The sequence below is a fragment of the Rossellomorea aquimaris genome (assembly GCF_008180865.1).
Lineage (GTDB): Bacteria > Bacillota > Bacilli > Bacillales > Bacillaceae_B > Rossellomorea > Rossellomorea yichunensis.
Genome location: NZ_VTEX01000004.1, coordinates 228,411 through 240,318, shown reverse-complemented (window position 1 = coordinate 240,318; position 11,908 = coordinate 228,411). Strand labels below are relative to the sequence as shown.

The 11,908-nt window shown below is 34.3% G+C and carries 17 protein-coding genes; 12 read left to right on the top strand and 5 right to left on the bottom strand.

What is annotated here, in order from left to right; translation table 11 throughout:
• Positions 1-52: 52 nt before the first annotated feature.
• Together FZC88_RS16600 and FZC88_RS16595 are read right to left on the bottom strand one after the other, a co-directional pair.
• On the bottom strand, positions 53-541 hold the full coding sequence (locus FZC88_RS16600; protein WP_148995705.1) for an ImmA/IrrE family metallo-endopeptidase: 489 nt from the start codon (positions 539-541) through the stop codon (positions 53-55).
• 110 nt (positions 542-651) lie between these two features.
• On the bottom strand, positions 652-852 hold the full coding sequence (locus FZC88_RS16595; RefSeq protein ID WP_148995704.1) for a hypothetical protein: 201 nt from the start codon (positions 850-852) through the stop codon (positions 652-654).
• Between the two features lie 162 nt (positions 853-1,014).
• Between FZC88_RS16595 and FZC88_RS16590 the strand changes: the two genes are divergently transcribed.
• From FZC88_RS16590 to FZC88_RS16565, 5 genes are all read left to right on the top strand, one after another.
• Complete coding sequence (locus FZC88_RS16590; protein WP_187443668.1) at positions 1,015-1,242, top strand: helix-turn-helix domain-containing protein; 228 nt, start codon at positions 1,015-1,017, stop codon at positions 1,240-1,242.
• 248 nt (positions 1,243-1,490) lie between these two features.
• Entirely contained in the window at positions 1,491-2,330 is an 840-nt protein-coding gene (locus FZC88_RS16580) for a hypothetical protein (protein WP_148995702.1), read from the top strand.
• 17 nt (positions 2,331-2,347) lie between these two features.
• Entirely contained in the window at positions 2,348-2,599 is a 252-nt protein-coding gene (locus FZC88_RS16575) for an NUMOD4 domain-containing protein (protein WP_148969652.1), read from the top strand.
• Positions 2,600-2,636: 37 nt separating this feature from the next.
• The gene (locus FZC88_RS16570; RefSeq protein WP_148969651.1) at positions 2,637-4,232 is read left to right on the top strand and encodes an RNA-directed DNA polymerase; all 1,596 of its coding nucleotides are present in this window, start codon (positions 2,637-2,639) and stop codon (positions 4,230-4,232) included.
• A gap of 128 nt (positions 4,233-4,360) precedes the next feature.
• A complete protein-coding gene (locus FZC88_RS16565; protein WP_148969650.1) occupies positions 4,361-5,320 on the top strand; it encodes a DNA/RNA non-specific endonuclease in 960 nt (319 codons plus the stop codon).
• A 145-nt stretch (positions 5,321-5,465) separates the two neighbouring features.
• Here FZC88_RS16565 and FZC88_RS16560 read toward each other — a convergent pair whose 3' ends face one another.
• The 3 genes from FZC88_RS16560 to FZC88_RS16550 form a co-directional block, all read right to left on the bottom strand.
• Positions 5,466-6,419: an arsenic resistance protein gene (locus FZC88_RS16560; protein ID WP_148969649.1), complete on the bottom strand. Its 954-nt coding sequence runs from the start codon at positions 6,417-6,419 to the stop codon at positions 5,466-5,468.
• A gap of 298 nt (positions 6,420-6,717) precedes the next feature.
• Positions 6,718-7,188, bottom strand: coding sequence for a DinB family protein (locus tag FZC88_RS16555; RefSeq protein ID WP_148969648.1), 471 nt, complete (start codon positions 7,186-7,188; stop codon positions 6,718-6,720).
• A gap of 187 nt (positions 7,189-7,375) precedes the next feature.
• A complete protein-coding gene (locus FZC88_RS16550; protein WP_148969647.1) occupies positions 7,376-7,771 on the bottom strand; it encodes a helix-turn-helix domain-containing protein in 396 nt (131 codons plus the stop codon).
• Between the two features lie 181 nt (positions 7,772-7,952).
• Here FZC88_RS16550 and FZC88_RS16545 point away from each other — a divergent pair, with 181 nt between their 5' ends.
• From FZC88_RS16545 to FZC88_RS16510, 7 genes are all read left to right on the top strand, one after another.
• On the top strand, positions 7,953-8,183 hold the full coding sequence (locus FZC88_RS16545) for a helix-turn-helix transcriptional regulator (protein WP_148969646.1): 231 nt from the start codon (positions 7,953-7,955) through the stop codon (positions 8,181-8,183).
• 189 nt (positions 8,184-8,372) lie between these two features.
• Positions 8,373-8,891: a helix-turn-helix transcriptional regulator gene (locus FZC88_RS16540; RefSeq protein ID WP_148995701.1), complete on the top strand. Its 519-nt coding sequence runs from the start codon at positions 8,373-8,375 to the stop codon at positions 8,889-8,891.
• Complete coding sequence (locus tag FZC88_RS16535; RefSeq protein WP_148995700.1) at positions 8,888-9,136, top strand: hypothetical protein; 249 nt, start codon at positions 8,888-8,890, stop codon at positions 9,134-9,136. The genes FZC88_RS16540 and FZC88_RS16535 overlap by 4 nt, the downstream gene beginning before the upstream one ends.
• Positions 9,137-9,354: 218 nt before the next feature.
• Positions 9,355-9,570, top strand: a complete 216-nt coding sequence (locus tag FZC88_RS16530; protein WP_148995699.1) for a YqaI family protein — start codon at positions 9,355-9,357, stop codon at positions 9,568-9,570.
• Positions 9,571-9,679: 109 nt separating this feature from the next.
• Positions 9,680-10,621, top strand: a complete 942-nt coding sequence (locus FZC88_RS16525; RefSeq protein WP_148995698.1) for a YqaJ viral recombinase family nuclease — start codon at positions 9,680-9,682, stop codon at positions 10,619-10,621.
• Positions 10,621-11,466: a recombinase RecT gene (locus tag FZC88_RS16520; RefSeq protein ID WP_148995697.1), complete on the top strand. Its 846-nt coding sequence runs from the start codon at positions 10,621-10,623 to the stop codon at positions 11,464-11,466. Before FZC88_RS16525 ends, FZC88_RS16520 begins: the two co-directional genes overlap by 1 nt.
• A 168-nt stretch (positions 11,467-11,634) precedes the next feature.
• Positions 11,635-11,898: an AbrB/MazE/SpoVT family DNA-binding domain-containing protein gene (locus FZC88_RS16510; RefSeq protein WP_148995695.1), complete on the top strand. Its 264-nt coding sequence runs from the start codon at positions 11,635-11,637 to the stop codon at positions 11,896-11,898.
• Positions 11,899-11,908 lie beyond the last annotated feature (10 nt).

Sequence of the window (11,908 nt, the reverse complement as noted above, 5' to 3'; positions counted from 1 at the left end):
AAAAACTAAAATACTTGTAAATTAAGAACAATAAAATAGAGAGATTGGTAATTTAGTAAATGCTTCTTTGAATTTGATTCCTTCGAATAATTTGTTCTAATCGTTCTTCACATAGTTCTGGAGATACCAAGAACATATCAGACATTTGTTTAATCACATCTCGATCATTGATAGGAATGTATTTAATCATGTGATAGGGGATAGCTGCATACTGAGTAAAATGATGTGCATCCCATTCCTGGAGCTCTCTAAACGAAGCAGGCATAATTGTTTGAACGCCTGAATGTCTAAGGATATGGCATAACTCATGAAAGAAAATCTCCCTGTGTTTTTCTATCGGTTCTCTACTATCAATTACAATGTCTTGGTATCTACCAAACACGTGAAAGCTACTTGGTATAGGTTTCTTCTTCACATAGATACCAAGGAACCTAGATATTAGTTCCTCACTAATTGAATTTGGAGTTGTTATCCCAATCTTAGAATAGAGTCGAGAAACCCAATCCTCTAATCCGGTGGTCCTGTATGTTATTTGGTACATTTTGCTCACCTCGGTAACATTATACAAACATGCGTTCGTATTTTCAACGATTTTAAACCCCTTCCAATATGGCAAGGGGTGATGAATTAGTTTGTTAGTACTGAAAAAATTCAATTATCCATAAATGGTTCGATGTTTTCTTTACACTTCTGACAAGAAATCTCTTTAACCTCTCTAAAATAAATTAACTTCATTGCATGTTTATCATCTTCATAAAAATCAGGATAAGGAATACCACACTCGGTCATTTTAGAATCTTTAATAGCATGTTTTTTGTCAGACACAGGTCCTTCGATTACAGGGAAAAGCAATTTAAACCTCCGAATAATATTAATTATTAAATTATATTTTATGACGTATCTATAGAGGAAAACATTAGTAAATTATGGAATGGTAAGTATAAGAGTCTGTTTATAAAGGTTTAACCTGAAATATTATTGATTTTTCAAATTACTAAAAAAGGTTGTGAGATATTGAGTATCACTGAATTTGTTGGAAAAAAAATAAGATACTATAGAAAAAATAAGAGGAAAACATTAGAGGAATTAAGTAGTGTCTCTGGTCTAACGGTAAATTATTTATCAATGATTGAGAAGGGGCAAGCAAATGCTACTCTCATGAAGCTAGAACCTATTATTTGTGCTTTAGAGATTAATTGGACTGATATAATACCAAGAAAACACGATGAGGAAAAAAAATAAATTTCCATTAATTTTAATGAACTATGATTATTCTTATTCAGTAGATTATTGGCACCCAGCTCACAATACACAGATTCAGTATAATAAGGTTTGGTATAGTAAGTAATTAAACATAAACCTCTCTCAATCTAGAGGGAGGTTTTTCTATGTGTTTCTACAATTCTACCTATAATTTTACAGGGAAATATTAGATTAGTAGTTATTTTGTGCTATATTTAACGTATATCTGATTTAACACGGAGGAGTACATGAATCTTTTTAAATACCAAGGACAAGAAGAAGATCATTATACTCATATTTTAATGAGCATTCTCAGTTACAATAACTATCAAATCATAGAGCCTTTTTTGAAAAATCTCCTGAAGGATGAATCCAATAGCTTTAATTTCAATAATACCTTTACCAAGGTAAGAAAGAAATTTTGCCCTCAAGACTCAAAATCACTAGAGTATGTAATTGGAATCGCACCATATAAAAACTGCTTTTCTTCCTCTGATTTAGAAGATAACTCAGGATCTATACCTGATGCATGGATTTGCGGTGAGAATTTTAATTTACTATTTGAATTTAAAATAAGAGGAATGTTGGATAAGAGGCAAATATCAGCACATAAGAAATTATTATTCAGCAAAGATACTGAAGTCCTCGAATACAACTGGAATGACGTTAAGGTTAGTTTGCAAAAAATCGAGTTAAATGACCCGGTACTCTTCTTTTTAGTCAATGCCTTTATTGAAGTAATCCCTACCTTTAAATCAAAAAGACGGTCCTCAGGTATGCCAAAACAGATTATTAGTCATATCAACAAGGAAATCGAGTTACATTTCATTATTACCGGAAGTAAATTATCGAAGAATTATTCTGTAGATAAAGTTTATAACGGAGAAACGATCCAGTTGAACCAATCATTAAATGGAATACAAGAAGCACGTAGGTTTATCGCCTCATATGTCTTAAGTAACTATAATGAGATGCCGATAGAGTTTATTGGACAAGAAACAATTATTAATGACTACTGTGTTGTTCCGGGTAGAAGCAAGAAGAAAAATCAATGGAATCAATGGAGAATAGGGGCTTTTCTAAACTAAGATGCTGGAAGAGAATTATGAAAAAGGAAATATATAAACCGATTATAGGTTATGAAGGACTATATGAAATCTCCGAAACTGGGAAAGTGTTTTCACATCATTCAAAACGAACACTTAAGAGGTGTGGGGATGAATATGGATTTCATGTAGTAAGGTTACATAGTGGGGGTAAGGCTGCCAATTTAAAAGTATTCGAGTTATGGAAAACAGCTTTCCCGAGTGCGATTGAAACTGATTTTAAAGGGGCTAAAACAATTATTTATAGGTGACGTTAATAAATAAAGAAAAATTAAGGATGATTCTAGTATGGTTAAAAAAACAAAGACAATAATTGACGCTCTGAGCTTAATCGATAAAGGTCTATTACCCAATGAATTAATACCTGAGTTCACAATGAATTCACTTTCAACAAAAATAGAAAAAATAGACTTTAAGAAAAGTAAGGTTAAATCCAGTAAAAGTATTACGTACTCAATTCCTAAAGTATCTCACTCTAGAAGAATATTAAACATACCCAATCCCTTACATCAATATAGATTAAGTAAAGAGATTGAAGATAATTGGTATGATTTAGAGGCATTTATCGGCCAATCAAAGTTATCATTAACGACTCCAATAATAAGTCAGAATGGGAAAAATGCATTAGAAAGAAAGCATAGTTTAAAGGATAGGGTGAAATTTAAAATTCATAATTCTATTGGGAAAAATTATGTTTTGAAAACAGATATTTCAAGATACTACCCTTCAATATATACTCATAGTATTCCTTGGGGTTTGCATGGGAAAGATGTTGCCAAAAGCAATTTTAGTTCTTCATTACTAGGAAATAGACTAGATACTTGTCTAAGAAATACACAAGATAAACAGTCAATGGGTATACCTGTAGGTCCAGATACTTCTCTTTTATTAGCTGAAATATTAGGTACAGCAATAGATTTAGAACTTCAAAGTGAGTTACCTAACATTATTGGAACTAGGTATATTGATGATTATGAACTCTACTTTGAAACTGAACAAGATGCTCTTAATGCATTTTCTAAGCTAGAGAGAATAATAAAATCCTATCAACTTGACCTAAATCCTAATAAATATTATTTAATAAAAATTCCTGATGATTTAGAACCAAGATGGATTTCCGATTTGAAATTATATCATATTAGAAAAAATAGCCCTTTAGAGCAGTATTATGATTTAATAAGTTTTTTTAATAAAGCTTTTATATATTCAAAAGAATTCCCAAAGGATGGTGTATTAAAGTATTGCATAAAAAAGTTATCAGAAGAGAAAATTTTCCCGGAAAATTGGGATGTGTTTGAATCATTTTTATTAAATGTAGTTTCCTTGGATGCAAGCTCACTTCCCTTAATAAAAATCATTTTTCATACATATGACTGGCATTATAAATACGAATTGGACAGAAATAAAATAAGCTCATTCCTACAAAAGTTTATAACTGACAATATAAATCTAAATAATAATTATGAAGTTTTATGGGCTTTATCAATAATTAAATCAATGGACATAAAGCTATTGGATGATAAATTGATTAATAAGTTATTTAATTATGAAGATCCTTTATGCTCAATTATTTTACTAGACATGTATACAATGAGCTCGTTCTTAATTAAACCTGATTTTAAGAGAATATTTACGAAATTAAATAAAGAGGAGTTATATGGGGAGAATTGGTTGCTATCTTATTACGGCGGCTTAAACGAATTTGTATCACCCGGGTATATATTAGATGATGAATTCTTTGGGCAACTGTATCATAATGGAATTTCTTTTTATGATCCAACTATTGGTGATGCTAAAAGAGAAATATATGAAACATTAAAGGAAGACTCCTTTAGGGAAATGATAAAAGCTATTTACGAGAACGAAAATAGCAACGGTTATTAAAAAAATCTGGCACTTAAGTGCGACTTTTTTATTCTTAATAGTTACTTCTCAATATGCTGTATTAAAATAATTAACTCATTTCCCCCTTCAGAATGAACAATATGAAACTGATATAGGAGAGTCTTAAAATGCAAACGAAAATGAATTATTTAATAATTCTCTTAACGACCATCTTTATGGTTGGTTGTACCAACGTAGAAGATGTATCCACTACAGAAGAAAAAACAGATTCCCAAGAGGTAACCGGAACAGATACAAATGATAATAGTGCGAAAGAAGAAACCACTACTACGGTTGATGAAGAACCAGTAGAAGAGGAACCAGTAGCAGAAGAAACTTCAACTGAAACAAATGATGACCTGTTTCCAGGATATGAACTTATTGAAGTTGATGGCGGTGATCTGTCTGGATACCGTGAACCTAACGTCGTCGTTGACATTGGTTTTGGGGACCGAGAATATTGGGCATTTACTAATGAATACGGACAGCTAATACGTGTCATTGCTGATGAAATCATTGTACAAGATGACAGTACAGAACCTGTCTTATCTTCAGGTAGATACTACTCAGATGAAGCAAAAGTTCCCGGAGTCGAAAGTGACGTTTTAGATGAAGGACATATCATTGCTGATTCTCTCGGGGGAGTATCAAACGCTTATAATATTACGCCCCAAGAAAGTACACTCAACCGACATGGTGATCAAGCTTATATGGAGGACGCGATCCGTAAAGCTGGAGGGGTCACTAATTTTGAAGCTATTATCACATATCCAGATACGGAAACGCAGATTCCTTCAAGTTATCAATATACCTATACTTTAATGGGTGAAGAGGTTGTTGATACATTTGATAATGTAAACCCTGATGAGGTAAACGAATCACTCGGGTTAACGGATAGTGAGCCTTCCGATTCAACTTCAACTAGTTCAGACACTAGCGGTGATATTTCAAGCGTTGATACAAACGGTAATGGTCAGGTGACGATTAAAGAAGCAGAAGACGCAGGGTATAGTATGCCAATAATGAGTGATCATTGGTTATATCCTTATATGCGCGATAATGATAACGACGGTATGGTAGGGGAGTAACCCCTAGGTCTATATAATCAAAATAAGGTACACCAGGAGCTAACAGAAAATAGGAGATTTTATATGCTTCTTCTGTTAACGGGCAGGTTAATGCAATATGAAAGCACACATCAATTTTATTTAAAGATGTGTGCTTTTGAGTTGGTTATGTACTTTTGTTTTTTGAAATAAATAATAAAATCTGTGTAATGATAGCCAGAATAGGTAATTCCAATAATGGTCCAATAACTAATGTTAAAGCTATTAAAGGTTGGTCTGGAAATGCAGTCATAGCAATTGCTAAAGCGATTGGAGAGTTTCTTGCTAAAGTCGTTAAGCTTAAACTTGTTCTGTCGGATTTGGGAAACCTCATAAGCTGTCCAATTTTCTGACCAACGAAGAAATTTATAATAAAGTACAAAAGAATAGGGATGGTAATTTGCCACATTAAATCTAAATTATCTAGTAGTAATTGACCTTGTGAAGCAAACATAGCAACAATTGCAAGACTGAGAAAAATTATCGGCATCACGCTGAGATTGGATATAAGATTTTCTCTTAACTGCTGCCTGTTTCTCAAGAACATTTTTGTTAGAAACGCTAAAACTAATGGTATGAATAGTACAATTAAGATACTCTCCACTAGAAACGAAAGCTCTATTACACCAGTTGTTCCACCAAAAATAAGAAGATAAATAGGTAGCAAAATGACTTGTAGGATTAAATTGAGAGGTAAGATTGCAGTTGATAACGCAACATTCCCTTTTGCTATCCCTGTAAATATCAAATACCAGTCAGTACATGGTGTAACCATGAGCATAATAAAGCCAATATACAACGCTGGGTTATCGCCTAAAAATGCCATTGCTAGCAGCCATGCTAGCATAGGTGTCCAGACGAAGTTTATGATGACCGAAGTGTATGTAAACTTGATGTTTTTAAAAGCTTTTTTTATTTCTTCAATAGGGATTTGTAAGAAAGTAATATAAAGCATTGCTACTAATAAAGGAACAATAAAGCTTTCTGCATTTTCTCTTATCAGTTCTACTTGTCCTATACCTATACCAATAATTACTGCTAAGAAAATAATAAGAGTATATAGTTTTTCGAATAAATTCATTCTGTATCACAACCTAAAAAAATAATATAATGCACACTAATTTTACCATAGCTTGACTGTTTTGCTTATTAAAGTAAAGGGGGCTTTAACGGAATTATAAAAAAGCTCGGAGAATCTTCTCTGAGCTTTTTTGTGCGTTTGACTAGTCCTCTTCATTCCTCTGTTTAGCCTGAAACACCACATACTCAAAATGCTTCTTAATCTCCTCTTGTATTGTAGCAACCTCACCGACAGAATTTTTGACTAAAAGAGCTCAGTAAAAAAGGTGCATCACTTATGTGACAGCACCAATGAGGACTTAATCCCATATACGGATTCGAGGTATACCTGCTGACCTTAAATAATCCAATAACTGACCGGTATGAACAGATTCGTGGTAGGCAACACGTAATAGCATGTCACCTAGATCTCGTATGTACCCTGAATCAGAACGATCAATTTTAATATTTTTCAAGTCTTCTTCTGAAAATGACTTAATCGTATCTAAGAATTGCTTTCGATAAGGTTCTGCAAAATCCAATTCTGCATTTACAGAAGTAAAAGGTCGAATTTCGAATGGAGAATCGAAATTAGATAAACTCCCTCTATTTTTAATTGCTAGGTGATAATAATGTTCGCTTTCTAGCACATGCCTAATCATTTCTAGGCATGTCATTGCTTTATCATCTGGCTTCCATTTTAGTTTTTCTTGAGGAATGGATGTCCAGACCTTAATACTTCTTCTTCTAACTTCGTTGAAGTTTAAAATAATTAAATTAATTGAGTTCATAATATCCTCCTTTGAAGATCATATCTTAAATATACACGAATAAACGTTCGCATTGAAGAGGATATACATTTTTAGGGATTTTATTTCTCATTTTCGGCGATAAACTTCAGTAAAGATTATTTTTGTTTCTTCAGCATTCTAATGAAAAAAGCTCCGAGAATCTTCTCTGAGCTTTTTTGTCATTATTTTAGTCCTCTTTATTCCTTTGTTTTGCCTGAAACACCACATACTCAAAATGCTTCTTAATCTCCTCAATATCTTCAGAAGAAAGATCCTTCCACTTTTCAATATCAAAGAAACCAAATTGCTCTATGCCGTACTCTTTTACGAGTTTGTTTATCTCATCTAGTGAACTGGAGTTATTACCTTTATTATTAAGTGTTTCATTTGGGTCATCAGTTCTTCCAAGTAAATAGTCAACACTCACATCGTAAAAATCAGCTAATTTATTAAGTGTTTCAGTATCAGGTTCACTTCGTCCATTTTCGTAATGGGAGTAGCGTGCCCTTGAAATACCAATTCGTCCTGCTACTTCTTCTTGGGTTGTTTTACCTCTTAAATTCTTCAGCCTTTTTGTTAGCATAAGCAACCCTTCCTTAATACTGATTTAAGTACGTAGATATACGTATTAACTTTATTATAGATACAAATTTTATCAGAATAAATAAATGATAAGAAATGTATCAAAAATCGTTGACGATACATAAAATATCCATTAATATATAGTTATTGATACAAAACGTATCAATTAGGGAGGTGAAGAAATGAAAAGAAGAAAATTAATTGAGCTACGAAAACAAAGAAATCTAACTCAAAGACAAGTGGCTGAGTCATTAGGAATTTCAGAAGTATACGTAAGAAAAATTGAAAAAGGAGATTCTGATCCTGGTAGAGAAACAATGGTGAAATTTCAGCAGTTTTATCGATATGAGTTAACCGAGTTGTTTCCTGATATTTTTTTAATTAATTTTGATACAAAATGTATCAATCAATAAGGAGGTGATCTAATTGAATCAACCATCGGATGAAACAATAAAAAAAATCCTAAGCTATTTCTTAAAAACATCTGTCCCAAGAATCATTGAAGAACGCAAACAAAAATCTGAAAAAGCAAGTTAACTTCATTATATGAACAAAGCATGAACATTGAAATCCATATATAGGTAAAGGAAGGAGCAACCCTTATGAAAGTTATGGAAGGGGAGGAGCTTGCTAGTGCGAGAAGGCGCAAAGGTATAACACAGCAACAACTATCGTTAAAGCTTCCGATTTCAAGAGAAAGCATTGCAAAGTACGAAACGGGGAGACAACGTTTCCCTAAAGATTTAAGAGCTCTAACAGCTGAAGCGATCGACGACGAAGAATATTACTTTGTTAGGTGGAACGAATCAGCTGGAGATGTATCAATACCATATCTAAACGGAGAATTCATTGAACATCATCCAACAGCCATGATGCTCCTGGTCAAGAAAGAATCACTTGAAGCTTTAGAACATCTTGAAAAAGCATGTTGGTACAAGCCAGTAAGATCTCAAAGTGATACAGAGCGAGAGGAAATGAAAAAGGTTGCCTTTGAAGTACTAGATGCTGCAGCCAGCATGATCAATCTTGTCGCTCTAATATCCAAAGAATATCAATTCTCCATGATAAAGATATTCAAACAATGGAGGTTAACACTAAAAGCTCGGAGGTTACAAAAGTGATATCGCAAACGTTTAAGAAAGAAGATTTACGTAAGGCAGTTCAACATCAAAGAGGCTCATGGAATTCAATTCAGGCAATTGAGGAAAGAATGGAAGAAGGAAAATATAAAGATGCCATGTTATCAGCGGTTGATCTACTTAATTCGATTAAAGAGCTTGATAGATTGGCAGAGAAGAAAGTAAAGCAGGATGAATTACATCATATTACTCAAACATTTGTGAACGTCATGATGAATCGATGCTAGGAAGGGGTGAAGGATTTGAAAATCAAAGCAGGTGAATGGTTAAAGCTTTCTTCATTTGAAAAAACACTTTTACTTAGAAACAAAACAAAAAAGGCAGCAAGCTAAGGCTGGCACCAAAGCTTACTGCATCTCACTATTTTATGCGCAAAAAGAATTATATAACGTGAATGAATACGAAAGCAAATTTCATGCATTACCAATTTTAGGAGGTGAAACAAATGCTTGAACATCCGGATATCACAAGGTTAGAGAAATATGGCTATACCAATATGGTCTCTCAGCCGGAACATAACGGAATTGATTATTTTGGGAACGAGATATTGGTTGGAGATTCAATTATAACGGATCCAGATAATGGGGAAGTCATCTTGGAAGAAAATTTAGAGGATTACTTGATAGAGAAATGTAAGTTTCATTTCTCAATAGCAGAGTAAAGACCTGTGCTGGCACACAGGTCTAGTTGGAAAGAGGGGTTGAAACCTCTTTAAAGGGTTTTTTACATTCTACTGTACATTGAAAACAAAATCAAATGGAGGGGAATTTATGCCAGCGATATTAGCAACTACCAATGATATGGATCGTCATGAATGGTTAGAAATGAGAAGAAAAGGAATTGGAGGGTCAGACGCTTCCATTATCCTCGGACTTAATAAATATAAAACACCTTTTGAATTATGGCTTGAGAAAACAGGTCAGGTACTTATTGAAGAATCATCCAGTGAAGCTGCCTACTTTGGAAATCTCTTTGAGGATATGGTCGCAAAAGAATTTGAAGTACGTATGGGGAAGAAGGTACGAAAAAGAAATGCCATCCTTCAACACCCTGATCATGAGTACATTATCGCTAACATTGATCGTAATGTTGTGGGAGAAGAAGCGCTACTTGAGTGTAAAACAGCAAATCAGTTCCTTGCGAAAGATTGGGAGAGCGAAGAAATACCTGAATCGTATTTGGTACAGGTGCAGCATTACTTAGGGGTACTCGGATATCCCAAAGCATACATCGCTGTCTTAATAGGCGGTAACAAATTTATATGTAAAGAAGTAGACCGCGACGAAGAATTAATCAGTATTATTTTCGAAGCTGAAAAACATTTCTGGGAGTATCACGTTATTGGAGGGAATCCCCCAGCCCTGGACGGATCGAGTGCTGCTGAAAGGTACTTAAAAGAAAAGTACGCAAAAGCTGAAAAAGGTAAGTCTATCGAGCTACAGAGTACCAATAAAGATCGTATCCTTGAGTACTTCGATTTGAAAAAGACAATTAGCGAATTAGAAAAACAGAAAAAACACATTCAACATGACCTGCAGCATGAATTAAAAGAAGCTGAATTAGGGTTCTGCTCGAATTACCAAGTAGCCTGGAAGCCGATAGAGTCAAATAGAATAGATTCAAAGCTCTTAAAAGAGAAGTTTCCGAATATATATAAAGAAGTAACCAAAAAGAGTGCTTATAGAAGATTTGACATCAAGGAGGCTAAATAATGGCCACCAATCAATCTCTTAAAACTCAACTAGCTAACAAGAACGGACAAGCTCCTTCTACACAAGGATCCACTATGAAAGGGTTACTAGCTAGTCCTAGTGTGATTAAGCGCTTTGAAGAGGTATTAGGTAAACGAGCAACACAGTTTACCGCCTCTATCCTTAGCCTTTACAACAATGAAAAGATGCTTCAAAAAGCTGAGCCAATGTCAGTTATCTCATCAGCGATGATTGCAGCAACATTAGATCTTCCAGTAGATAAGAATTTAGGGTACGCCTGGATTGTTCCATATGGGGGCAAGGCACAATTTCAACTTGGATATAAAGGTTATATTCAATTAGCTCTTAGAACTGGACAATACCGGTATATAAACGTCACACCGATTCATGAAGGGGAATTGATTAAATGGAATCCCCTAACAGAGGAAATCGATATCGATTTTGAGCAAAGAGAATCAGAAGCCGTCATTGGTTATGCAGCTTATTTTGAACTACTGAATGGATTTAGAAAAACCGTCTACTGGACCCGAGAACAAGTAGAAAAGCATCGGAAGAAATTCAGTAAATCAGATTTTGGTTGGAAGAATGACTGGGATGCTATGGCTATGAAAACGGTACTTAAGAATCTCTTATCTAAATGGGGTATTCTTTCAGTCGAAATGCAAAAGGCTGTTATTGAAGATAATGAGGATCGTGAAATGAAAGATATCACACCTGAAGAGGATGACAACACAATCGAATATGAGGTCCAGGAAGAACAAACGGAAGAACTGGCAAAAGAATCTAAATCAAAGAAAAACAAAAAAGAATCAGCACAAGACACGATGGACATAAAGTTTGATTAACCATGAAGTACCTTACAGAGTCCTTCTTCCAAAATGGATTTGGGAGAAGGCTCAGAGTAAGGAAGAGCTTAAATGTCTCGTATTGGACTATATGAAGCGATATCCCCACTATCACGTAAAAGGTATTAAAGAGGGGAAAGCGATATGTGAAAGGAAGGAAGAGGAGTTATGAAGGCAACTGGAATCGTGAGAAAGATTGATGAATTAGGTAGAGTGGTTATTCCAAAGGAGATTAGAAAGACACAGGGATTGAATAGTGGCACCCCGTTAGAAATGTTTTTAGATCATGGAGGTATTGTCTTCAGACCTTATCAAACGGATATAACGAAGAACAATACACTTACATGGCTTGAGAATGCTTTGTCAGACGCAACGAATCAGGAAGACAGGGAATCTATTTCAGCAGCTATTTCATACGTAAGACAAGCATAGAGGTGATGAC